Source organism: Martinezella lusitana, assembly GCF_016901135.1.
Lineage (GTDB): Bacteria > Pseudomonadota > Alphaproteobacteria > Rhizobiales > Rhizobiaceae > Rhizobium > Rhizobium lusitanum_D.
Genome location: NZ_JAFEVL010000010.1, coordinates 285,826 through 307,914 on the forward strand (window position 1 = coordinate 285,826; position 22,089 = coordinate 307,914).

Below are 22,089 nucleotides of genomic sequence, written 5' to 3' on the forward strand. Positions count from 1 at the left end.
CAATGTAAGCGGTTGCGGACACAGGTCCAGCGCTTTATCACAGCCTAATATAGGGCACATCCTTCTTCGCCACTTCGTCCAGCGCTTCCTCATAGCCCGCATCGGCATAGCGCATGACGCCCAGCGCCGTGTCGTTGGTGAGCGCATGGTCGAGCCGCTCGTCAGCGGCCGGTGTGCCGTCGGCAACCACGGTGACGCCGCAGCTGGTCATATAGCCCGCATAGCCGCCGCCGCCGGAATGGACGACGACGAGATCGGCCATCGACGAGCAGAGCATCATCGCGTCGATCAGCGGCCAGTCCGCGATGGCGTCGGAGCCGTCCTTCATGCCTTCGGTCATGATGTTCGGATGCGCCATGGCGCCGGCGTCGAGGTGGTCGCGCGAAAAGGCGATCGGGCCTTTCAGCTCGCCGCTTGCGACAAGCTCGTTGACGCGGCGGGCAAGTGCCGTGCGTTCGCCGTGGCCGAGCCAGGCGATGCGCGCCGGCAGCCCTTCGAAGGGGACGTGCTCGCGGGCAAGGCGGATCCAGTTGGTGACGATCTTGTTGTCCGGGAACATTTCCAGCAGCAGGTCGTCGATGCGGGCGATATCGCTTTCCTCGCCCGAAAGCGCCATCCAGCGGAAGGGGCCGATGGCGCGGCAGAACAGCGGCCTGAGGTACGCCTCGGTGAAGATCGGGATATCGAAGGCGTTGGTGACGCCGCCTTCCTTCGCCTGCGTGCGGATCAGGTTACCATTGTCGAAGACTTCAGAGCCTTGTCTCTGGAAATCCAGCATCGCCTTCACATGCTCGACGATCGAGGCGCGGCTTGCCGCCATCAGCTGCCCCTGGCCGTCGTCGCGAAGGTCTTTGACCTGTTGCAGGCTCATGCCCTTCGGCACATAGCCATAGACGAGATCGTGGGCCGATGTCTGGTCCGTGACGATATCGGGCACGATGCCGCGCCGGGCGATCTCGGGATAGATCTCCGCCGCATTGCCGACGAGGCCGACCGAGCGCGCCCGCTTCTCCTTCACTGCTGCATCGATCATCGCCAGCGCCGAATCGAGGTCCGGCGCGATCTCCTGCAGATAGCCGATCTCCTGACGTTTCTTCGCCCGCTCCGCATCGATATCGACGCAGAGGATGGCAGCGCCCGCCATGCGTCCGGCCAGAGGTTGCGCGCCGCCCATGCCACCGAGGCCGGCAGTCAAAACGAAGCGGCCAAAGAGATCACCGCCGAAACGGCGCTCGGCAATGCGCATGAAGATTTCGTAGGTGCCCTGGATGACGCCCTGGCTGCCAATATATTGCCAGGCGCCGGCGGTGAGGCCTCCCCAGCAGATCAGGCCTTTGCGCTGCAGCTCATAGAAGACTTCCGCCTTCGCCCATTGCCCGACGATGTTGCAGTTCGCCATGATGACGAGCGGTGCCTTGTCATGCGTGCGGACGAGGCCGATGGGCTTGCCGGATTGGATGAGCAGCGTCTGGTTTTCGTCCATCTCTGTCAGCGCCTTGACGATGCCCTTATGCGCCGCCCAGTTGCGCGCCGCCTTGCCGAGGGCTGCGTAGACGATGAGATTATCCGGATCTTCGCCGACCGAGAGCACATTTTCGAGCAGGCGCAGCAGCGCTTCCTGCCGCCAGCCCTTGGCGCGCAGCTCCGGGCCGCCCGGAATCGGGAATTTCGGATGACGTGGATTGGCTTTCGGCATGGAATTCCCTTCCCTGATTTGATCGTTATTTCGGCGGCCAGCTATTTCGGCGGCAAGCCTTCGACGAAGTCCAGCGCGGCCAGAAGCAGCCGCTTGCGCAGCATGTCGTTGCCATAAGCCTCCGGTCCGGCGCGGACCCAGCCCTGCATCTTCCGGCCGCCTAACTGCATGGGTTTGACATCATGCTGCTCCAGCGCCCAGGCATCGTTGCCCTTGCCGAGGCGGATCAGCATCCCGCCTTCCCGGGCGCCGCACATGAGATGACCGTTGAGCAGAAAGGCCCAGCCGCCGAACATCGCCTTTTCGCTAAGCCCGGGCCGCCGCCCGAGCTCTTCCCTCAGCAATTCTTCGAGACCGGCGTCACGGGCCATTTAAGCCTCCCGCGTTTCTCAGCTCTTCTTGCCGGCCAAAGCGTATTTTGCGATCTCGATCCCCATGGCCTTCTCGACAGAGGGATAGACGGTCGGATCGAGCACGCTGGCCGAGAGCGGAATGATGTCCATCGGCACGTGCAGGATGAAGACGTTCATCCCCTCGTGTAGCTGGCCGACGCTCAAGGGCTCGCCCTCAGGCGAGAGCGTGGTGATGACGGAGGGGAATGTCGCGAGGCGCTTACCGTTGGTGTCTTCGACGGCCATGTATTCGTTCATCACATGCATGACGGCGGCCTTCTCGCCAGTGCCGACCGTGATGGTGCCGATATCGAAGGCTTCCTTCGTGTAGACGACATCTTTCTTGGTGATCGTACCCTCGGCAAGGATATGGCCGCCGGTCGTCTTGCAGATGGCGTCGATGACGGCACTGCCGCCCTTCTTTTCCGCCTCGATGATCGCTTCTCCGAGCGAGAGCGCCATGGAGATGCCGCCGAGCGCTGCATGCGTGCGGACATAGGAGGCCCGCAACGGATTGCGGCAGGAGGCGATGAAGCCGCCGGACTGGTCGGAAGCGGCCCGCAGGATCGGCGAGATCTTCGCCGTCGCACCCTTCACCACGAGTTCGATGTAGCGGTTCTCGGCGCGATTGCCGCCGACGGCGGTCTGGATCATCTGCTCTGGCGAACCCGCCATGCCGATCGAACCCATGTCGCCTGTGGGATGTGCCCGGATATCGCCGACCGCATCCACCACCTTCGTGCCAAGAATGGCCGACGGCAGCCAGCCGTTCAGCGTCGAAGACTTGCCGTTCTGGCCGATGATCAGGCCGGAAAGCTTTTCGCCGAGCTCGTCCTGCAGCAGCTGCGCGGCCTTGACGTAGTCGATGCCCTGCATTTCCCAGGGGGTGGTGGAGGCCGGTGCGCCGATGGCGGCTGCCGTCGCGATCCAGTCGTTGTCGTCAAGCTCGTCGATCGGCACCAGCTCCGGCTTGCCGACATTGACGGCGGCATAGCCGAGCATACGGCCGTGATCGGCCCAGCCGCCGCCACCGGCGGCATAAACGGAGCCGCCCTTGACGGCCGCTTCCACATCCTTGGCAACGAGTACGCGTCCCATTGGCTACTCCCGGTTCTGTTTGAGGCTTTTGTCCATGTCGCGCACCGCCTCGAACAGCACGGCGGCGCCCATGGCGATATCGTCATTCTCGGCCCATTCCTCGGCGCAGTGGCTGCGGCCTTCCTTGCAGGGCACGAAGATCATGGCGGCAGGCGCGACCTTGGCGATCCAGGCCGTGTCGTGGCCGGCGCCGGAGGCCATACGGCGATGCTTGGCACCGACCGTTTCGCAAGCGCGCTCGAGCGTTTCGAGCAGGTTCGGATCGCCCGGTGTCGGCATATTGTCGGAGACGCGCGCCGGTGGCTTGATCGTCACACCGTAAGCCGTCGCTATCTTTTGCACTGCGCCATCGATCCAGGCGAGGAACTGTTCCATGTCGCCGCGGATTTCAGCACGGCCGTCGATCAGCAGGACGACCTTGGAGGGCACGACATTGGCGGCATTCGGCTCGATACGGAATTCGCCCACGGTGGCCGCGAAATGGCCCGGCGTCTTCGCCTGCTCCGCGGCCTGCTGCCTGATATCCAGCACGAGCTGGGAGGCTGCGACAAGCGCATCCGCGCGCCGGTCCATCGGCGTCGTGCCCGCATGGTCGGCGCGGCCTTCAACGGTGATTTCGATGCGGGTGATACCGGCGATCGCAGTGACGATGCCGATATCCTTGTTCTCGGCTTCCAGCACAGGGCCCTGCTCGATATGCAGTTCGAGGAAGCCGGCAAGATCCGGCCGTTTCTGTGCGAGCAGCACGGCGGGATCGCCGCCGACTTCTGCAATGCCCTGCGCAAGGGTGCGCTCGCCGCTGGTGCGGGTAAGCCACGCCTCTGGTATCTGCCCGGTCATGCCGCGGCTGCCGATGCAGGAGACGCCGAAGATGCTGACTTCCTCTGCGAGGAAATCGACGATCTCCAGATCGTGGTCCAGCTGGATATCGCGATCCTTCAGCGAGCGGGCGACTTCCAGCGCCGCGATCGTGCCGGCGATGCCGTCGAACCGGCCGCCATCGGGAACGGTGTCGGAATGCGATCCCACAAGGATCGTGCCGAGGCCGGGTTTTGCACCCTCGCGACGGCCAATCAGATTGCCGGCGGCATCCATGCGCGTCGTGAGCCCGGCTGCCTTCATGCGCGCTTCGATGTAAGCGCGGCCTTCCAGAAAGAGCGATGAGAAGGCCCGGCGTGTCCACGGGTGCCCGGGCTCGGTAATGCCGGCCAGCGCGTCGATGTCTTCAGCGATGCGGTCGGCGTTGACGGGCAGGTTGTGGCGCTTCGGTTGGTTCATCGGGCGGCTTCTCCGGCAATGATTTGGCGAGGCAAGGGACGCACGAAGCTGCCGGAGCCGGGTTCGGCCAGCACCTTCTGTCCCTCGGTGATCTTTCTGCCTCTAAGGTAAGCGGCGGATATCGTCCAGGGCAGGCGGATGCCATGATAGGGGCTCCAGCCGACGACGTTGTTGCCGCTTGCCGCTGCGTCATAGATCATCTCGCGCGGTTCCAGCACGACGATGTCGGCATCCTTGCCTGGTGTCAGCGCGCCCTTGATATGGTCGAGGCGGAAGTGCCTGGCCGGATTTTCCGCCATCAGCTTCGCCGCCCAGGTCAGCGGCACGCCGCGTTCCAGGGCACCCTTTACGAAGAGCGGCACCATGACCTCCAGTCCCGGCACGCCGGAAGCGTTCGCCAGCATGTCCGGATTGTTCTTGCGGTTTTCCGACCAGCTCACGTGGTCGGTCGAAACCAGCCAGACATTGCCTTCCGCCACCTTGCGCCACAAGGTTTCCACTTCGGCGCGCGGGCGGATCGGCGGATTTATTTTCGCCTTGCCGCCGAGACGCCTAACATCGTTTTCCTCGTCGAGCGTCAGATAGTGGATGCAGCATTCGACCGTCGCTTCGAAGCCATCGCGGCGATAGGCGCGGGCGATGTCGTAGCCGCGGCCGAGCGAGCAGTGCACGACATGGGCCGGGCAGCCGGTGTCGGCGCCCGTTTCGAAGATCGTATGCATGGCAAGCAGCTCGGTAATCGGCGGGCGGGAGAGGCCGTGGGCGCGATAGTCGGTGACGCCGCTGGCCTTCACCTGCTCCATGTAAGTCCGAACGGCTTCGTCATCCTCGTTGTGCACGCCAGCGGTCAGCCCGGTCGGCGCGATCGCTGCAAAGCAGGCGTCGAGCAGGGCTGGCGGGATGCGCGGGAAACGCTTGGGATCCGTGCCGAAGGTGGAGAATTTAAACGCCGAGACGCCGGCCTCGACCATTTCGGCGATGCGCGCGGGGCCTTCTTCCGGGTCAATCGTGCCATAGAGGGCGAAATCGACGCGAGCCTGCGGCGAGGCATGGTCGACCTTCTTCTTCACTGCCGCGGCAGAGCAGACGAGATTGCCTTCGTCATAGGGCATGTCGACGATGGTGGTGATGCCGCCGGCCGCTGCCGAGCGGGTTGACCAGATGAAATCCTCCTGGTCCTTCTGCGAGAGCGAATGCACCTGCGCGTCGATCGCACCGGGCAGGATCAGCGCCTTGCCGAGGAGATGCCGCTCGCGCGCCGCCGGCGGCACGCCGATGCCGATCTCGGCGATCTTGCCGTCGCGCACGGCGACATAACCCGCTTCCACGATGCGCTCAGGCAAAACCACGGTGCCCTGCAGAACAAGATCGAAATCCGCCATGTGCGTTCTCTCCGCTTATCGGTTGGTTCAGATAACGACGGTGTCGCGATAAAGCCGCTCCTCGACCCGCTCCAGCGAGCCGAGCGCGAAGAAATCATCATAGGCAAGGATCGGCTTATGGGCGATCATTTCTGAAACGAAGGCCTCGGACGCCAGTTCCTCTTCGATCGCCTCGACTTCAGCCGAAAGCGGCCGATCGACCACATAGAAATCCGCATGCTTGCGCACCACGTCGTAGAGCATGCGCGCGACGCCTTCCGGCTTGTCGCCGAGAATATCCATCGCCTGGGCCGAAAGCAGTGCTTCCAATGCGGCAAGGCGTTTCAGTGCCCGCGTCTGCCGCTCGAAACGTTCGATGACGAGCGGCAGGAAGGCCGCCTCGTCCTCCATGCCGGCCGCGACCACCAGCGATTGTGCCGAGACCGGATTGGACATGGACAGCACACGCGAGAAGATCTCGCCTGCGAGCTTGATGATCGGGCCGAAGCCGGTTGCAATCTTGCCTTCCGGCACGAGATTGACCGGCAGGCCGCGCCGCTGGCCGTTGCCGAGTAGGACGCAGTGGTTGAAGGCATTGCGAGCGGCATGCGCCATGCAGATGACGGCGGCTTCGAGCAGGATGGTGACGTCGAGCGGCAGCGAGCCTCCTGACGTCATGACGCGCCCGTCGACGATGACGGGATTGTCGTCGGAACGGCCGGTGGCGGCCAGGATCTTGTGGCCGGCGGTCAGCAGGTTCTCGATGACAGCGCCGTAGACCTGGGCGATCATGCGCAGGCTCAAAGGGTCCTGCACATGCGTCGCGACGGGCCACGGCCATTCGTCCGAAGCGTTGCAGAGCCATGCACCGATCAGCGCTTCGCGCGCCGTGCCGACATGGCGCACCGCATACCAGGGATCACGCGAGGCGCCGAGCGCGCCGGCGGCCATCATGCTGGTCGCCAGCAGCACCCGGATCGAGGAGGCGGCGTTGCGGGTGGTCTCCGCCGCCGCCGCGAAGCTCACCGCATTGACGCTGAGCGAGGCGAGGCTGTCGCGCGGCAGCATCTTCACCGGATTGATACCGGCAGCGGTAAAGGCATCGGCCGCCTGCATGCGCCGGCCACGATAGACGGCCTCGCCGACCCCGGTCAGTACCGCGCCGATCTGGCCCATCAGGCCGATATCGGCGCAACCGATCGAGCCGGTGCGGCGAACGACGGGAATGACATCCGTATGCAGAAGCTCAAGATAGGCGTCGATCAGCCCCGGCGAGCAGCCGACTTGGCCTGTTAGCGCCGTGTTGACGCGGATCGCCATGGCATTGCGCACGACCGACATGGAAAAGGGTGCGCCGGTGCCGAAATGATGGGCGCGCACCAGGCCGAGATTGAAGGCATCAAGATCCTCCGGCGACCATTCGACATCCTTCATGGCCCCGACGCCTGTCGTCGAGCCGTAGACCGGCATGCCGGACTGGATCGTGCTTTCGAGAACGCCGCGCGCCAGACGCACCCGCGCCATGCCGCTTTCCGATGCCGAAGGCATGGCGACGCCAGCGCCGATCCGCACCAGATCGCTGAACCCCAAGGGCTGCCCGGTGAGTTCGATGCCGGCTCTCTGACGCTCCATTGTCGTTATTCTCCTTTTTCGCAAGGCTATGCGAGCCTCATCGCAAATGGGATATCCCAAATGGCGAACACCTCATTCGGCGGCGCTTGTGAATTTTGGAGCGAGTCCGGCTGCGACGCAACTCTGTGTTTGCTCGGGTATGGTACCACCACCAGCTGAAAGCGCATGCAATAAGGGTGGCTGCCTCCCGCATCAACGGTGGCGCCGCCTGCCAATGCGCGGGCGTGAGGGAGTATCGAAATTCAGCTCAGATGCCAGGCGATATAGAGCAGCGCCAGCGCGATCACCCACAGCGCCAGACGGCCGGAGCGGCTGTGCTTGGCCTCCGCCTTGCCGATCGCCTCGGCGGTCTGCGGGTCGAAGCGAAGACCATTCTCGCTCATGCGCAGCAATTCGTGATGGAATTTCTCCGTCTTGGCGGCAATTTCGGGCGCCGCCTCGGCAAGTTTCAGGGCCGCCTTCAAACCGTCCTTGAGGTCGGTTACGATGCGCTTCGGGCCGAGATTGGTGCGGATCCAGTCTCCGACGACGGGTTCCGAAGCCTTCCACATGTTGAAACGCGGATTGAGCATGCGCGCCACGCCCTCGACCACGACCATGGTCTTCTGCAGCATGACCAGCTCGGGCCGCGTCTCCATGTCGAAGAGTTGGGTCACTTCGAAGAGCAGCGTCAGCAGCTTGCCCATGGAGATCGTTTCGGCCGGCTGGCCATGGATCGGCTCGCCGATGGCGCGGATCGCCTGTGCGAAACTCTCCGTATTGTGATGGGCGGGCACATAGCCTGCCTCGAAATGCACCTCGGCGACGCGGATGTAGTCGCGGGTGATGAAGCCGTAGAGGATCTCGGCGAGGAAACGGCGTTCCTTGTTGCCGAGACGGCCGACGATGCCCATGTCGACGGCGACGATCGTGCCGGCGGCATCGACGAAGAGATTGCCGGGATGCATGTCGGCGTGGAAGAAGCCGTCGCGCAGCGTATGGCGAAGGAAGGACTGGATCAGCGTGTCGGCGAGCGTGTTGAGATCGTGCCCGGCGGCTTTCAGCCCCTCGACATCGGACATCTTGACGCCGTCGATCCACTCCATGGTGATGACGTCGCGGCCGGTGCGCTCCCAATCGACCTTGGGGACGCGGAAGCCCGGGTCCTTCTCGGTATTTTCAGCGATTTCGGAAAGGGCGGCCGCTTCCAGCCGCAGATCCATCTCCACCTTGGTGGTCTGCTCAAGCGTCCGCGTCACCTCGACAGGCCTGAGGCGCCGGCTGGAGGGAAGGAAGCGCTCCTGCAGGTTGGCGACGAGATACATCGCCTTGATATCGTTTACGAAACGCTGGCGAACGCCGGGACGGATCACCTTGACGGCAACGCGCTTGGTCCCCTCCGGTGTCTCTATCTCGGCCGGATGCACCTGGGCGATGGAGGCAGCCGCGATTGGTTCGCCAAAACTGACATAAAGCTCGTCGAGTTTACGGCCGAGCGAGCCTTCGATCGATGATTTTGCGGCGGCATGGGGAAAGAAGGCCATGCGATCCTGCAGCTGCGACAGGTCGTTGGCCATGTCGACGCCAACAACGTCGGGCCGCGTCGCCAGGAACTGGCCGATTTTTACATAGGACGGCCCGAGCCGTTCGACGGCTTTGGAAAGCCGGTCGCTGCGGGCCTGGTTCTTGGCACTCTTGCGGGCAAAGATACCGACGAAGGATTTGGCGAGGCTGATGGAAGGCGGCAGGCCTTCGGAGGGAAGCGCAATGACAACGCCCTCGCGCACCAGCACCCAGCCGACCCTGAGAAGGCCGAAATATGCGTTGAAAGCACTCATAGCGTCTCAAGGTCTCGGGAAGTGGAGGCCGTCGACCGCTTCACATGGCTCGACATCATGCTTTAGAGCTTCCAGCCGGAGTGCAGGGCGGCGATGCCGCCGGTATAGTTGGTGAAGCTCACGCGCGAGAAGCCGGCCTCGCCGATCATCGTCGCAAAGTCCCGCTGGTTCGGAAACTTGCGGATCGATTCCACCAGATACTGGTAGGGCTCGGCCTCGCCGGTGATCGCCTTGCCGAACCGCGGAATGGCGTTGAAGGACCAGGCGTCATAGACGCGGTCGAGCAGCGGCAGGTCGACCTCGGAGAATTCGAGCACCAGCAGCCGTCCGCCGCGCTTCAGCACGCGATAGGCCTCCTTCAGCGCCACGTCGATATGAGGGACGTTGCGGATGCCGAAGGCGATCGTATAGGCGTCGAACGAGTTGGGCTCGAAGGGCAGTTCCTCGGCATTCGCCTCGACGAAAGTGAGATTGTCGGAGAGCTTCTTCTTTTCCGCGCGCTCGGCGCCGACGCCGAGCATCGAGCCGTTGATGTCGAGCACCGTCGCATGCGCCAGGCGGTTCGAGGCTTCAACGATGCGAAAGGCGATGTCGCCCGTGCCGCCGGCAACGTCGAGGACCTTGTAGGCCGCATCCTTGCGCGGGTTGAGCGCTGCGATCATGGCGTCCTTCCAGGCCCGGTGCAGGCCCATGGACATGACGTCGTTCATGACATCGTAGCGCTTGGCAACCTTGTGGAACACCTCGTTGACGAGGCCCTGCTTTTCGCCATCGGCCACTTCGCGGAAGCCATAGGATGTTTCCATGCCGCCATCGGCGGAGGTGCGGCTGTCTGCCATCGGCTCAACTCCGTTACACTACAGCGCCGCGCGTCATATGTGACGCGCAAAGGTCGCTGTAGCACTTTAAATTTGCTGCATAATTTTATCCTTAAATCGATTCCGGTTTAAGGAATTATGCAGTATTCAGCGGCGGACCATAGCGAAATCGCGTTTGCCACGCTATCTCATCAGCCAGATCACCGGCCGCAATGCCCTTGGGCTATAGCCCAGATCATAAGCGGTTGAAACATAAAGATGGATAGCCATGCCGGAATTACCAGAGGTCGAGACCGTCAGACGAGGGCTGGCGCCTTCCATGGAGGGTGCCCTGTTGAAAGAGCTGGAACTGCGCCGCGGCGATCTGCGCTTTCCGTTCCCGGCCGGCTTCTCGCAAGCGGTCTCGGGGCGCGGCATCACGTCGCTGTCGCGCCGCGCCAAATATCTGTTGATCGACCTTGATGACGGCATGACGATCGTCGCGCATCTCGGCATGTCCGGCTCGTTCCGGGTCGAGGCCGGCCCGTCGGCGGAGACGCCCGGAGCATTCCACCATCCGCGCTCCAAGGACGAGAAGCACGATCATGTCGTCTTCCATCTGGCGGGCGCAAGCGGTGACGCGCGCGTGATCTACAACGATCCGCGTCGCTTCGGCTTCATGGATGTCGTCAGGCGGGCCGATATCGCCGGCCACCCCTTCTTCCGTGGTCTCGGCCCGGAGCCCACGGGCAACGAACTGGGCGCCGACTATCTGGCCGAACGCTTCGCCGGCAAGGCGCAGCCGTTGAAGAGCGCACTGCTGGATCAGAAGAATATCGCGGGCCTCGGCAATATATATGTATGCGAGGCGCTGTGGCGCTCTCATCTGTCGCCCTTGCGCGCCGCCGGCACGCTGGTCACCGACACCGGCGGGCCGAAGGAGGAGTTGTTGAGGCTGGTCGCCGCGATCCGCTCTGTCATCGCCGACGCGATTGCCGCAGGCGGCTCGTCGTTGCGTGATCATATCCAGACGGATGGGTCGCTTGGCTATTTCCAGCATTCCTTTTCCGTCTATGACCGCGAAGCCCAGCCTTGCGGCACGCCTGGTTGCGGCGGTACGGTCGGCCGCATCGTCCAGGCAGGACGCTCTTCTTTCTATTGCGCCGCCTGCCAAAGCTGATTGAAGGGAGAGACAAGTGGCTTATGAAACCCTGATCGTCGAAACTCATGGGGCCGTCGGCCTCATCCGGCTCAATCGGCCGCAGGCGCTGAACGCGCTGAATTCCACGGTGCTCGCCGAGTTGAAGCAGGCCTATGCCGCCTTCCATCTTGATGATGCGATCGGTGCGATCGTGCTCACCGGCTCCGAAAAGGCTTTCGCGGCCGGCGCCGATATCAAGGAAATGCAGCCGCTCGATTTCGTTGACGTCTACAAGGGCGATCTGATGAGCGGCTGGGACGAGATCGCCAAGGCGCGCAAGCCCGTGATTGCCGCCGTCAGCGGTTTCGCGCTCGGTGGCGGCTGCGAGCTGGCCATGATGTGCGATTTCATCATTGCCGCCGAGACGGCGAAGTTCGGCCAGCCGGAAATCACGCTCGGCATCATCCCCGGCATGGGCGGCTCGCAGCGCCTGACGCGCGCCGTCGGCAAGGCGAAGGCGATGGATCTGGTGCTGACCGGCCGGATGATGGATGCGGCAGAGGCTGAACGGTCGGGCCTGGTGTCGCGCGTCGTACCGGCCGACAAGCTGCTGGACGAGGCGCTGGCCGCCGCCACCAAGATCGCCTCGCTCTCTCGTCCCTCGGTGCTGATGGCCAAGGAAGCAGTGAACCGCGCCTTGGAAACCACGCTTGAAGAGGGCTTGCGCTTCGAGCGCCGCCTTTTCCATAGCCTGTTCGCCACGGAGGATCAGAAGGAGGGGATGACCGCCTTTGTCGAAAAGCGTAAGCCGGCCTTCAAGAACCGGTGAGGGGCAGAATCCGGAATTACGAGCCTTTGACGAGAATCCGCGTTGACGGCGCGGCTCATTCCAGTTATATGCCCGCCACAGTTTGGAAAGCCGCTCTGGTTTTCCGCAATTGCTCCCGCATTGCTGGATGAAGTGGCCGCAGGGCCCGCGCTGCAGTGACGGAGCTGTGTTTGAATTCTAAGAGAGGCATACATGGCCAATACCAGCTCGGCGAAAAAAGCGACCCGCAAGATCGCACGCCGCACCGATGTCAATAAGGCTCGTCGCTCGCGCGTTCGCACTTTCGTCCGTCAGGTCGAAGAAGCCATCGCATCGGGTGATGCGGATCTCGCCAAGGCAGCTTTCCTCGCCGCCCAGCCTGAACTGGCTCGCGCAGCGACCAAGGGCGTGCTTCACGCCAACACCGCTTCCCGCAAGGTTTCGCGTCTTGCCAAGCGTGTGAAGGCTCTCTCGGCCCCGACCGCGTAATTTTTCCTTAACGATTTAATCGTTAGACTTGAGCCCGGCCTTGTGCCGGGCTTTTTGGATTCGGCCAAAAAAACGCCATAATGCTAAAATGTAGCCGGCTGATCATGTCATTGACGTGACAGAAATATACATTTGGAAACAAAGGCTTGCGGTAGGATATCTCAGCGCTGGGTGATCTGCGTGACGCATTGCCGGCTCACAAGTGAGTCAAGGGATTTTTTTATTTTTTTGTTTTGAAACCTGTGAGAATCGCGCTGAACGGGAATCTCCTTGATTCAACAGCGATTCTTTTTTGAACGGCATGTGACAGTCAAAAACGGCCTCACGAGTCAATGGCTGCCTCTTAATTTTGTGTAAAATTCATCGTTGATATCTGCGTTCGATCCTGCCTAAATGGATTTCAACAAGGGGCGCGGACATCATCTGAAACGGCTTAGGCGAACACTGCCACTAAAGGCGGAGTAGGTGATTTTTGTCCCTTGTGACGGAGCAGTTCAGCCCCGTTTTTTCAAACAGTTGACGAGTTAAAACCGTAAGCGGCAACGCTTGCGGAACGAGGAAGCTTGTCTGTCCCTTGCAGCCTAAGTCATAAGCGTGGCTGTGGGGAGGGGAAAAAAATTGACAGCCGCTGGGGCACTGATCGGATACGAGGACCGATCGATGCTCCGGTTAAGAACGCCAAGACGAAGGCCGCTTTAAAGAGCAGTTTTCGCCACGGTGTTTCTGTAAGGCCCCTTGGCTGGGCTCGGCTGGTGAACCGGCATGCGGCGCAGCTTAAAAAAAAGAGCGCGACCGTCATGTCATGGCGAAGACCAAGGACAGCGGCTCACTCAATGCCGCTCCGTCCTATAAAGAGACTGTGGAAGGCGGCACTTTATGCAGATACATACGAGGACGACGGGTGCGTTGGAAACCGGGGACAATGCGCAGGCGTTCAGTGCGGTTTGCCTAGAAGCGGCGGGGGAAAAAGGAGACGTGGCGCAAAATGTTTTGTTTGAACGTGTCAGCGCGCGCTTGAAGGCGCAGGTTGGTCCTGATGTCTATGCCAGCTGGTTCGGCCGACTTAAGCTGCATTCGGTCTCCAAGAGTGTTGTACGCCTTACCGTTCCGACGACCTTTCTGAAGTCGTGGATCAATAATCGCTATCTCGATATGATCACCGGCCTGTTCCAGACAGAAGACGCTGAGATCCTGAAAGTTGAAATTCTGGTGCGTACGGCGACACGGCACAGCGCCAAGCCGGGCACTGACGAACAGGCTGTTGTACCGGATCACGCTGCCGTGGCGCCGATCCGCCGTTCTGTAGCGCAGCCTGCCGGCCACGCGGTCGCTCAGGCCGTAAGCGCGGCTGCCGCTGCCCGACCTGCGACGGGAGGTATGCCGCTGTTCGGCTCGCCGCTCGATTCCCGCTTTACTTTCGACACCTATGTCGAGGGCAGCTCGAACCGGGTGAGCCTTGCCGCAGCCAAGACCATCGCTGAAGCCGGCTCGGGCGCCGTGCGGTTTAATCCGCTCTTCGTTCACTCGACGGTCGGTCTCGGCAAGACGCATCTGTTGCAGGCGATTGCCAATGCCGCCGTACAGAATCCGCGCAACCTGCGTGTGGTCTATCTGACGGCGGAATACTTCATGTGGCGCTTCGCAACCGCGATCCGCGACAATGATGCGCTGACGCTGAAGGATTCGCTGCGCAACATCGACCTGCTCATCATCGACGACATGCAGTTCCTGCAGGGCAAGATGATCCAGCACGAGTTCTGCCATCTGCTCAACATGCTGCTCGACAGCGCCAAGCAGGTTGTCGTCGCCGCCGATCGCGCTCCCTGGGAGCTGGAATCGCTCGATCCACGCGTCCGCTCGCGTCTTCAGGGTGGTGTGGCGATCGAGGTCGAGGCACCGGACTATGAAATGCGTCTTGAAATCCTCAAGCGCCGTCTGGATGCGGCCCGTCAGGACGATCCGTCGCTGGAAATCCCGGCGGAGCTTCTGTCTCACGTCGCCCGCAATGTCACGGCAAGCGGTCGCGAGCTGGAAGGCGCGTTCAATCAACTCATCTTCCGCCGTTCCTTCGAGCCGAACCTGACGGTCGAGCGTGTTGATGAGCTTCTCGCGCATCTGGTCGGTTCCGGCGAGCCGCGTCGCGTCCGCATCGAGGACATCCAGCGCATTGTCGCGCGTCACTATAATGTCTCGCGTCAGGAGCTGGTCTCCAACCGCCGCACCCGCGTCATCGTCAAGCCGCGCCAGATCGCCATGTATCTGTCGAAGACACTGACACCGCGCTCCTTCCCGGAGATCGGTCGCCGGTTCGGCGGTCGCGATCATACGACCGTGCTGCATGCGGTGCGCAAGATCGAGGAACTGATCTCGGGCGACACCAAGTTGTCGCATGAGATCGAGCTGCTCAAGCGCCTCATCAACGAATAAGCGGCGGGCGCTTCCGCTCTTCGTTTCACGGCCGGCCTCATCGCCGGCCGTTTTCTTTGGGCGGCCTTGTCTGCTTGATGTTGACGGGATGACCGATCGAGTACTCGCGCCTGCCTATGTCGGCGGCGTCGCATGCGAGACTTCGGAGAACAGCCAGGAGCGGAGGGCCGCAACCGCCGGCCGTTCCAGCGCGCCCGGCGGATAGACGAGATGATAGGCGAGTGCGCTGGCAAACCCCATGGGGAAGAGGGCTACCAGCGTGCCGCCTGTCAATTCCTGCTCGACGAAGGAGCGGCGCATCAGTGCGATGCCGAGCCCTGCCTTCATGGCGTGATAAGCCCCGGTGCCATCCGTGAAGACCGGCCCGCGCGTGGCGTCCACACGCGTCGCGCCCGCAGCCCGCAGCCAGAGCTCCCAGTCTCGCCGATAGACATCGTGGATCAAGGTCTGATCCGCCAGATCATTGACGACGGGCGAGGGGCCGAGTGCCGCCGCCATCTCGGGCGTGCAGACCGGCACATATTCATCATCGAGCAGCCTTTCGCTTGCCAGACCTTCATAGCCGCCGAGCCCGTGGCGAATGGCGATGTCGATCCCGTCCCGCTGGAAATCCATCATGCGATGCGAGGCGCTGATGCGCAGATCGATATCGGGATGAGCCTGCTCGAAGCGCCGAAGCCGCGGCACCAGCCAATGCGTGGCAAAACCGGCAGTGCAGGCGACGGTCAGCACCGTGTCCCTTGAGCGCATCGTCAGGGCTGTGGTTGCCTCGCGAATGAGGCGGAAGGCCGTGCGCATCGTCGCGAAATATTCGGCGCCGTCCGTTGTCAACGCAAGGCTGCGTGCCCGGCGCTCGAAGAGCCGCACGCCGAGCGCGCTTTCGAGGTCCCGGATCTGCAGGCTAATGGCCCCCGGGGTCACGTGCAGCTCGTTCGCAGCCAGCGTCATGCTGAGATGCCGGGCTGATGCTTCGAAGGCCCTGAGGGCCGAAAGAGACGGCAACTGATCCATAATGATTGAGTTCAGCTAAATCAATGAACGAGAAAGACTCGCTTGCCAGAGGCCCAATATCGCGAGATTATTTCAGCAATTATGATGGTTGGCAACAGTACGAGATTCCGGCCATCGAAAAGCTGAACTCAATCGAGTGAAATACCGGGGGCTATCGTCATGCCGCAGAAATCCATGGGCGCAGTCGAGTGGGGCATGCTGGTGGGACTATCCGTCCTCTGGGGCGGCTCCTTCCTGTTCAACGGCATTCTGGTCCATGAACTGCCGCCCTTTACCATCGTGACGGCGCGTGTCGCGCTTGCTGCCATTGCTCTGCATGTCATCGTGCGCACGACCGGGCATTCCATGCCACGCGATCGCCAGGCCTGGCTTGCCTTCTTCGGCATGGGCTTCCTCAACAATGTCATTCCCTTCCTGCTGATCGTCTGGGGCCAGACGCATATTGCCAGCGGCCTTGCCTCGATCCTCAACGCGACGACACCGCTTTTCGGCGTCGTGGTCGCGCATTTTCTGACGTCGGATGAGAAGATGACCCGCAATCGCCTGGTCGGCGTCATCGTCGGCTTTGCCGGCGTGGCCCTGATGATCGGCCCGTCGGTGCTCGCAAGCCTCGGCTCGAATGTGCTGGCGCAGCTCGCCGTATTGGGAGCCGCCTTTACCTATTCCCTCGCCGGCATATTCGGACGCCGCTTCCGCCGCATGGGCCTGGCGCCCATCATCCCCGCCGCCGGTCAGGTCACCGCCTCGACCGTCCTGTTGTTGCCGATCGCGCTTTTCGTCGACCGCCCCTGGACGCTCGCGATGCCATCGACCGAAACCTGGCTGGCGCTCGCGGGCCTCGCCATCCTGTCGACGGCCATTGCCTATGTGCTGTTCTTCCGCATTCTCGCGACCGCAGGCGCCACGAACTTGATGCTGGTGACCTTCCTCATCCCTGTCAGCGCCATCCTGCTCGGCGCGCTGATTCTCGGCGAGGACTTGCAGCCGAAGCACTTCATCGGCATGGCGATGATCGCGCTCGGCCTTGCGGCGATCGACGGACGGCTGTTTACCCTCCCCTGGAGGGGAAGGGAAGCGCATATGAGATGAGATCGTTGCCGCGCACCCCCTCCTTCTCCCCTCGGGGAGAAGGAGCCGCCCTTCGACAAGCTCAGAAGGCGGATGAGGGGGGTGCCAGGAGCACAAAAGCCGATGGATTCAAAGCGGTTATCCCCCTCATCCGACCCTACGGGCCACCTTCTCCCCGAGGGGAGAAGGAGCTTGCGGCACTGGCATGCCCCATATGCAATTGCCCTACCCTCGAGGGAGGTGACTAACAGGCCAGATCGGCAACGACGGAATCGAGAAGCAGCATTCCCGTCGGCGTGCAGCGCAGGCGGGAATTGCCCAGCCGCTCGATGAAGCCGTGCTCCAGCAGGAAGGCCTCGCGCTGCGGATCTGGATCCCGGCCGGAGAGTTCCTGCCAGCGGGCGAGGTCGACACCCTCCTTCAGGCGCAGACCCATCAGCAGCAATTCGTCGGCCTGCTCGTCGAAGCCGAGCATTTCCTGGTCGACCATGCCGTGGCCGTCGCGCTCGACCATCTCAAGCCAGCTCTCCGGCTTCCGCTCGGTGGCTGTTGCAAGCTTTTGCGGGCCACGCGTCAGCCGGCCATGGGCGCCGGGACCGATCCCGGCATAGTCGCCATAGCGCCAGTAGGTGAGATTGTGCCGGCTTTCGGCGCCGGGACGCGCGTGGTTGGAGACCTCGTAGGCCGGCATGCCCTCGCGCTCGGTGATCTCCTGCGTTGCCTCGTAGAGCAGCGCCGACTGGTCGCCGTCGGGCACGATCAATTTACCGGCCTTGTGGAGGCCGTAGAAGGGCGTGCCTTCCTCGATGGTCAATTGATAGAGCGAGAGATGGTCGACGGCATAGGAAATCGCCTCCTTCAGCTCGCGTTCCCATTCCTCGACTGTTTGGTTCGGGCGGGCATAGATGAGGTCGAAGGACATGCGCGGGAAGATATCGCGCGCCAGCTTGATCGCCTTCAGCGCGTCGGCGACGTCGTGCAGGCGGCCCAGGAATTTCAGGTCGCGGTCGTTCAGCGCCTGCACGCCCATCGACACGCGATTGACGCCAGCGGCGCGATAGCCGCGGAAGCGTTCGGCCTCGACGCTAGACGGATTGGCCTCCATGGTGATCTCGATGCCGTCAGGCACGTGCCAGGTCCGGGCGATGCCGTCGAGGATCGCGCCGACGGTCTCCGGCTTCATCAGCGAAGGCGTGCCGCCGCCGAGGAAGATGCTGGTCACCGTTTTCGGGCCGCTGATCATCCGCATCGATGCCATCTCTTTCAGAAAGGCGGCAGCGAAACGCTCCTGGTCAACAGGCTGGTGACGGACATGGCTGTTGAAATCGCAATAGGGACACTTGGCCGCGCAAAAAGGCCAATGCACATAGACGCCGAAACCGGGTTCACCGGTATCGGGAGGTAAGTGCGCCCCGCGCATCAGCTGTTGCGAATCCACGATTTCCACGAAGTAAGCTTACGCCTCCAGACAAGTTTCGACAAAGACCTTGAAGGCCCGTGCGCGATGCGACAAGGCCTGCGGATCGCCAGGCTTCCAGCCATGCTTCTCGTCGGCGCTCATCTCGCCGAAGGTCGTCTCATATCCCTTGGGCTGGAATATCGGATCATATCCAAAGCCCTGGGTGCCGCGCGGCGGCCAGACGACGGTGCCTTCGACTTCGCCGCGGAAAAGTTCGGTATGTCCGTCCGGCCAGGCAAGGCAAAGTACGCTGACGAAACGAGCCGAGCGGCGTTCAGGCGAGGTGGCGCCGGCTTTTTCCAGCGCGGTTTCGACCTTCTGCATCGCCATTGCGAAGTCGCGCGTGCCATCAGCTGTTTCAGCCCAGTTGGCCGTGTAGACGCCCGGATCGCCACCGAGCGCGTCGATCACCAGGCCGGAGTCGTCAGACAGCGCCGGCAGGCCTGATGCCTGCGCCGAGGCCAGTGCCTTGATCGCGGCATTTTCCTCGAACGTCGTGCCGGTTTCGTCCGGTTCGATGAAGTTGAGGTCGGTGGCCGATTTGGCGGTAAAGCCGAAGGGGCCGATCAGATCCTCGATTTCGCGGATCTTGCCGGCATTATGGCTGGCGACGACGATGGTCTTGGTATCGAGTTTGCGCATGTCTTGTCCCGTCATAAGCCCCAGATACGGGGTTCGGCGCATTCCAGGCTGTTACCGGCCGGATCGCGGAAATAGATCGAGCGGCCGCCGTTCGGCCAGTGAAAATCGGCTTCGATGCCAATGCCGGCGGCTTTCAGCTTCTCAGCCATTGCCTCGATATCGTTGCCACTGAGCCGGAAGCAGATGTGACCATGGCCCGTCGTGCCATGCGGCGGCACGGGAAGGGAGCCTGGTTCTGGCTGCTTCATCGTCTCGGTCGGATTGAAGATCAACAGCACACCCGGCCCACAGCGATAAAAGACATGGCGGTTGCCGCCACGAGCGATCTTCTCGAGCCCGAGAATGCCGCCATAGAAAGCCTCGACCGCATCGAGATCATCGGCATAGAGAGCCGTTTCCAAGATGCTTCCGAGGGCCGCGTCCGCCATTGCCAGATATCCTCAGGCGATCGCCTGCTTCTGCAGATCCACCAGTTCGGCAATGCCGTTCTTGGCAAGACCCAGGAGCGTGGCGAATTCCTCTTCGCTGAAGGGGGCACCCTCAGCCGTTCCCTGGATCTCGACGATCCCACCTTTACCGGTCATGACGAAGTTGGCGTCGGTTTCTGCCGAGGAGTCTTCGAGATAATCGAGGTCGATCACCGGCTGGCTGGCGAAGATGCCGCAGGAGATCGCCGCGATGTGATCTTTCAGCACGCGGTCGACCTTGATCATGTTGCGGCTTTCCATCCACTTCAGGCAGTCGTAGAGCGCGATCCACCCACCGGTGATCGATGCTGTCCGCGTGCCGCCATCGGCCTGGATGACGTCGCAGTCGACGGTGATCTGACGTTCGCCGAGCTCCTTCAGGTCGACGACGGCGCGCAGCGAGCGGCCGATGAGGCGCTGGATTTCCTGCGTGCGGCCACCCTGCTTGCCGGCGGCAGCTTCGCGCTTCATGCGCTCGCCGGTCGCGCGCGGCAGCATGCCGTACTCGGCGGTGACCCAACCCTTGCCGCTGTTGCGCAGCCATGGCGGCGTCTTTTCTTCCAGGCTCGCCGTGCAGAGCACATGCGTATCGCCGAACTTGACCAGGCATGAGCCTTCCGCATGCTTGGAAAAATTACGCTCGAACGACACCTTGCGCATCTGGTCGGTTTTTCTGCCTGAAGGCCGCATTCCACTCTCCTGAAACTTCGTTGACCGCTTCTACGACCCAGAGGCGGCTTTTGCAAAGGAAAAGCAGGCTTAAAAGCCCTGCTGCGGCGGTGACCGCATTTTTCCCTTTCGCGATTGCTAACTGAATGATTATATTTTCGCTAAGGCTCAATGGAACGGATTTGGCAGCAAAATGGGATTTACGACATCGTCGATTTCGGATGTCATTGCTGCGCTTGACGAACGCTCCAAGGAAATCTTTCGCCGCATCGTCGAAGGCTATCTCGAAAATGGCGAGCCGCTCGGTTCGCGTAATCTTTCGCGCCTGCTGCCCATGTCCTTGTCGCCAGCTTCGGTGCGCAATGTCATGAGCGACCTGGAAGAGCTTGGCCTCATCTATTCGCCGCATATCAGCGCCGGCCGGTTGCCGACCCAGATCGGCCTGCGCTTCTTTGTCGATGCCTTCATGCAGGTCGGCGACCTCTCCGCCGAGGACCGCGCCAACATCGATCGGCAGGTGCGCGGCAGCAATCGCGACCAGCCGATGGAATCTGTTATGTCCGAGGCGAGCCGCATGCTGTCTGGGATTTCGCGCGGCGCCGGCCTGGTCATTACCGCGAAAAGCGATCCCGTGCTGAAGCATGTGGAATTCATCCGCCTGGAACCGACCAAGGCGCTTGCCGTGCTTGTCGGCGATCATGACCAGGTCGAAAACCGCATCATCGAACTGCCGGCCGGCATCACCTCGTCGCAGCTGACGGAAGCCGCCAATTTCCTCAATGCTCATATGGCCGGCCAGACCCTTCCGGAATTCCGCCGGCGTGTGCAAAGTCTGAAGGATAGCGTTCGTCAGGAGCTGGACAGCCTGTCGCATGAGCTGGTCGAGCGCGGAATTGCGGTGCTGTCGGGTGACGACGCCGAAGGCAAGCCGACGCAACTCATCGTGCGTGGCCACGCCAATCTGCTGGCCGACGTCGGCGGCGCCGAGGATCTGGACCGGCTGCGGCTGCTATTTGATGACCTTGAAAAGAAGGACAGTCTCATCGAGATCCTCAACCTTGCCGAAAGCGGGCCGGGGGTGCGTATCTTCATCGGCTCGGAAAACAAGCTCTTTTCGCTGTCCGGCTCCTCGCTCATCGTCGCGCCCTATCGCGACGAGGACGATCGTATCGTCGGAGCAGTCGGCGTCATCGGTCCGACGCGGCTGAACTACGCACGCATCGTGCCCATGGTGGATTATACCGCGCAACTGATTTCGAGGCTGTCCCGGCCGGGGATCTGAAAGAAGCGCCTAGTCGGGAAGCAGCGTTCCCGATCCGCCCATTTCCGCCGGAAAATCCTTCTCCTTCGGCAACCCATCTCTCAGGTGCAGCACCGTCGTTTCGTAATTGACGTGAAGTGCCGGTTGAAAGTCGAGGTCGGGAAGGACGGCGGCGTAGACATCGGTGACGCCCCATGGAGGGTGCTCGGTCAAGAGATGGCCGCCACAGACCGTGCACCATTTGCGCACGCTCTTTTCGGTCTTCTGGTAGCTGCCGATACGGTCCGCACCCTTGGTAACGTGAACGGCTTCCGGCGGCCAGAGCGAGAAGGCGTTGACTGGTCCCGCCGACCACTCTCGGCAGGAGTCGCAGTGGCAATAGCCCATCGCGATAGGCTCGCCGTCGACTGCGATCTCGACCGCGCCGCAGAAACATTTGCCTGAAAGGGATTTGCCGCTGGACATTGATCTCACCTTGCGCCGTGTTGAGATACGCTTAACCATACCACCGGAGAAAGGGCCTGGATAGCCAAGTCGCAACCAGCGTCTTTGATCGGCCAGTATCTTGCGGCAGTC

20 protein-coding genes are annotated in these 22,089 nt (G+C 62.1%); 6 read left to right on the forward strand and 14 right to left on the reverse strand.

Features of this window, described 5'->3' with window-relative positions; all coding sequences use genetic code 11:
• Positions 1 to 37: 37 nt before the first annotated feature.
• From JTP94_RS04360 to ubiE, 8 genes are all read right to left on the reverse strand, one after another.
• A complete protein-coding gene (locus JTP94_RS04360) occupies positions 38 to 1,696 on the reverse strand; it encodes a urocanate hydratase (RefSeq protein WP_204849319.1) in 1,659 nt (552 codons plus the stop codon).
• Between the two features lie 41 nt (positions 1,697 to 1,737).
• On the reverse strand, positions 1,738 to 2,067 hold the full coding sequence (locus tag JTP94_RS04365; protein ID WP_204849320.1) for a TfoX/Sxy family protein: 330 nt from the start codon (positions 2,065 to 2,067) through the stop codon (positions 1,738 to 1,740).
• 18 nt (positions 2,068 to 2,085) lie between these two features.
• Positions 2,086 to 3,186, reverse strand: coding sequence for a DUF917 domain-containing protein (locus JTP94_RS04370; RefSeq protein WP_204849321.1), 1,101 nt, complete (start codon positions 3,184 to 3,186; stop codon positions 2,086 to 2,088).
• 3 nt (positions 3,187 to 3,189) lie between these two features.
• On the reverse strand, positions 3,190 to 4,464 hold the full coding sequence (locus JTP94_RS04375) for a Zn-dependent hydrolase (RefSeq protein ID WP_204849322.1): 1,275 nt from the start codon (positions 4,462 to 4,464) through the stop codon (positions 3,190 to 3,192).
• Positions 4,461 to 5,846 (reverse strand): dihydroorotase family protein, encoded by a 1,386-nt coding sequence (locus tag JTP94_RS04380; RefSeq protein WP_204849323.1) that lies wholly within the window; start codon positions 5,844 to 5,846, stop codon positions 4,461 to 4,463. The genes JTP94_RS04375 and JTP94_RS04380 overlap by 4 nt, the downstream gene beginning before the upstream one ends.
• 27 nt (positions 5,847 to 5,873) lie before the next feature.
• Positions 5,874 to 7,457 (reverse strand): aromatic amino acid lyase, encoded by a 1,584-nt coding sequence (locus JTP94_RS04385; RefSeq protein ID WP_204849324.1) that lies wholly within the window; start codon positions 7,455 to 7,457, stop codon positions 5,874 to 5,876.
• Positions 7,458 to 7,699: 242 nt separating this feature from the next.
• Complete coding sequence (gene ubiB / locus JTP94_RS04390; protein ID WP_204849325.1) at positions 7,700 to 9,274, reverse strand: 2-polyprenylphenol 6-hydroxylase; 1,575 nt, start codon at positions 9,272 to 9,274, stop codon at positions 7,700 to 7,702.
• Between the two features lie 62 nt (positions 9,275 to 9,336).
• Positions 9,337 to 10,113, reverse strand: coding sequence for a bifunctional demethylmenaquinone methyltransferase/2-methoxy-6-polyprenyl-1,4-benzoquinol methylase UbiE (ubiE, locus tag JTP94_RS04395; protein WP_204849326.1), 777 nt, complete (start codon positions 10,111 to 10,113; stop codon positions 9,337 to 9,339).
• Positions 10,114 to 10,360: 247 nt separating this feature from the next.
• Here ubiE and mutM point away from each other — a divergent pair, with 247 nt between their 5' ends.
• From mutM to dnaA, 4 genes are all read left to right on the forward strand, one after another.
• Positions 10,361 to 11,251 carry a bifunctional DNA-formamidopyrimidine glycosylase/DNA-(apurinic or apyrimidinic site) lyase gene (gene mutM / locus JTP94_RS04400; RefSeq protein WP_204849327.1) on the forward strand — a complete coding sequence of 297 codons (891 nt, stop codon included), beginning with the start codon at positions 10,361 to 10,363 and terminating at the stop codon, positions 11,249 to 11,251.
• 16 nt (positions 11,252 to 11,267) lie between these two features.
• Positions 11,268 to 12,041, forward strand: a complete 774-nt coding sequence (locus tag JTP94_RS04405) for an enoyl-CoA hydratase (protein ID WP_204849328.1) — start codon at positions 11,268 to 11,270, stop codon at positions 12,039 to 12,041.
• A gap of 192 nt (positions 12,042 to 12,233) precedes the next feature.
• Positions 12,234 to 12,509 (forward strand): 30S ribosomal protein S20, encoded by a 276-nt coding sequence (gene rpsT, locus JTP94_RS04410; protein WP_204849329.1) that lies wholly within the window; start codon positions 12,234 to 12,236, stop codon positions 12,507 to 12,509.
• Between the two features lie 876 nt (positions 12,510 to 13,385).
• Entirely contained in the window at positions 13,386 to 14,936 is a 1,551-nt protein-coding gene (gene dnaA, locus JTP94_RS04415) for a chromosomal replication initiator protein DnaA (RefSeq protein WP_204849330.1), read from the forward strand.
• A gap of 114 nt (positions 14,937 to 15,050) precedes the next feature.
• Here the strand turns inward: dnaA and gcvA are convergent, their stop codons facing one another.
• Positions 15,051 to 15,947, reverse strand: coding sequence for a transcriptional regulator GcvA (gcvA, locus tag JTP94_RS04420; RefSeq protein WP_204849331.1), 897 nt, complete (start codon positions 15,945 to 15,947; stop codon positions 15,051 to 15,053).
• A 159-nt stretch (positions 15,948 to 16,106) separates the two neighbouring features.
• Between gcvA and JTP94_RS04425 the strand changes: the two genes are divergently transcribed.
• A complete protein-coding gene (locus JTP94_RS04425; protein ID WP_204849332.1) occupies positions 16,107 to 17,036 on the forward strand; it encodes a DMT family transporter in 930 nt (309 codons plus the stop codon).
• A 223-nt stretch (positions 17,037 to 17,259) separates the two neighbouring features.
• On the opposite strand, the gene hemW is transcribed toward JTP94_RS04425, so the two are convergent.
• From hemW to rph, 4 genes are read right to left on the reverse strand one after another with little or no spacing between them, the layout of a single operon-like run.
• The gene (gene hemW / locus JTP94_RS04430) at positions 17,260 to 18,435 is read right to left on the reverse strand and encodes a radical SAM family heme chaperone HemW (RefSeq protein WP_204849561.1); all 1,176 of its coding nucleotides are present in this window, start codon (positions 18,433 to 18,435) and stop codon (positions 17,260 to 17,262) included.
• A gap of 36 nt (positions 18,436 to 18,471) precedes the next feature.
• Positions 18,472 to 19,116, reverse strand: coding sequence for an RdgB/HAM1 family non-canonical purine NTP pyrophosphatase (gene rdgB, locus JTP94_RS04435; protein ID WP_204849333.1), 645 nt, complete (start codon positions 19,114 to 19,116; stop codon positions 18,472 to 18,474).
• Between the two features lie 11 nt (positions 19,117 to 19,127).
• Positions 19,128 to 19,544, reverse strand: a complete 417-nt coding sequence (locus JTP94_RS04440) for a VOC family protein (RefSeq protein ID WP_204849334.1) — start codon at positions 19,542 to 19,544, stop codon at positions 19,128 to 19,130.
• Between the two features lie 12 nt (positions 19,545 to 19,556).
• Positions 19,557 to 20,273, reverse strand: a complete 717-nt coding sequence (rph, locus tag JTP94_RS04445) for a ribonuclease PH (protein WP_034488965.1) — start codon at positions 20,271 to 20,273, stop codon at positions 19,557 to 19,559.
• A gap of 172 nt (positions 20,274 to 20,445) precedes the next feature.
• On the opposite strand from rph, the gene hrcA reads away from it, so the two are divergent.
• Positions 20,446 to 21,534, forward strand: coding sequence for a heat-inducible transcriptional repressor HrcA (gene hrcA, locus JTP94_RS04450; RefSeq protein ID WP_204849335.1), 1,089 nt, complete (start codon positions 20,446 to 20,448; stop codon positions 21,532 to 21,534).
• A gap of 9 nt (positions 21,535 to 21,543) precedes the next feature.
• Here hrcA and JTP94_RS04455 read toward each other — a convergent pair whose 3' ends face one another.
• Positions 21,544 to 21,978, reverse strand: a complete 435-nt coding sequence (locus JTP94_RS04455; RefSeq protein WP_204849336.1) for a GFA family protein — start codon at positions 21,976 to 21,978, stop codon at positions 21,544 to 21,546.
• Positions 21,979 to 22,089: the final 111 nt, after the last annotated feature.

Excerpts from the sequence above, each read along its gene's own strand:
- JTP94_RS04360 (WP_204849319.1), bottom strand. The coding sequence starts at position 1,696 with ATGCCGAAAGCCAATCCACGTCATCCGAAATTCCCGATTCCGGGCGGC.
- JTP94_RS04365 (WP_204849320.1), bottom strand. The coding sequence starts at position 2,067 with ATGGCCCGTGACGCCGGTCTCGAAGAATTGCTGAGGGAAGAGCTCGGG.
- JTP94_RS04370 (WP_204849321.1), bottom strand. The coding sequence starts at position 3,186 with ATGGGACGCGTACTCGTTGCCAAGGATGTGGAAGCGGCCGTCAAGGGC.
- JTP94_RS04375 (WP_204849322.1), bottom strand. The coding sequence starts at position 4,464 with ATGAACCAACCGAAGCGCCACAACCTGCCCGTCAACGCCGACCGCATC.
- JTP94_RS04380 (WP_204849323.1), bottom strand. The coding sequence starts at position 5,846 with ATGGCGGATTTCGATCTTGTTCTGCAGGGCACCGTGGTTTTGCCTGAG.
- JTP94_RS04385 (WP_204849324.1), bottom strand. The coding sequence starts at position 7,457 with ATGGAGCGTCAGAGAGCCGGCATCGAACTCACCGGGCAGCCCTTGGGG.
- ubiB (WP_204849325.1), bottom strand. The coding sequence starts at position 9,274 with ATGAGTGCTTTCAACGCATATTTCGGCCTTCTCAGGGTCGGCTGGGTG.
- ubiE (WP_204849326.1), bottom strand. The coding sequence starts at position 10,113 with ATGGCAGACAGCCGCACCTCCGCCGATGGCGGCATGGAAACATCCTAT.
- mutM (WP_204849327.1), top strand. The coding sequence starts at position 10,361 with ATGCCGGAATTACCAGAGGTCGAGACCGTCAGACGAGGGCTGGCGCCT.
- rpsT (WP_204849329.1), top strand. The coding sequence starts at position 12,234 with ATGGCCAATACCAGCTCGGCGAAAAAAGCGACCCGCAAGATCGCACGC.
- dnaA (WP_204849330.1), top strand. The coding sequence starts at position 13,386 with ATGCAGATACATACGAGGACGACGGGTGCGTTGGAAACCGGGGACAAT.
- gcvA (WP_204849331.1), bottom strand. The coding sequence starts at position 15,947 with ATGGATCAGTTGCCGTCTCTTTCGGCCCTCAGGGCCTTCGAAGCATCA.
- JTP94_RS04425 (WP_204849332.1), top strand. The coding sequence starts at position 16,107 with ATGCCGCAGAAATCCATGGGCGCAGTCGAGTGGGGCATGCTGGTGGGA.
- hemW (WP_204849561.1), bottom strand. The coding sequence starts at position 18,435 with ATGCGCGGGGCGCACTTACCTCCCGATACCGGTGAACCCGGTTTCGGC.
- rdgB (WP_204849333.1), bottom strand. The coding sequence starts at position 19,116 with ATGCGCAAACTCGATACCAAGACCATCGTCGTCGCCAGCCATAATGCC.
- JTP94_RS04440 (WP_204849334.1), bottom strand. The coding sequence starts at position 19,544 with ATGGCGGACGCGGCCCTCGGAAGCATCTTGGAAACGGCTCTCTATGCC.
- rph (WP_034488965.1), bottom strand. The coding sequence starts at position 20,273 with ATGCGGCCTTCAGGCAGAAAAACCGACCAGATGCGCAAGGTGTCGTTC.
- hrcA (WP_204849335.1), top strand. The coding sequence starts at position 20,446 with ATGGGATTTACGACATCGTCGATTTCGGATGTCATTGCTGCGCTTGAC.
- JTP94_RS04455 (WP_204849336.1), bottom strand. The coding sequence starts at position 21,978 with ATGTCCAGCGGCAAATCCCTTTCAGGCAAATGTTTCTGCGGCGCGGTC.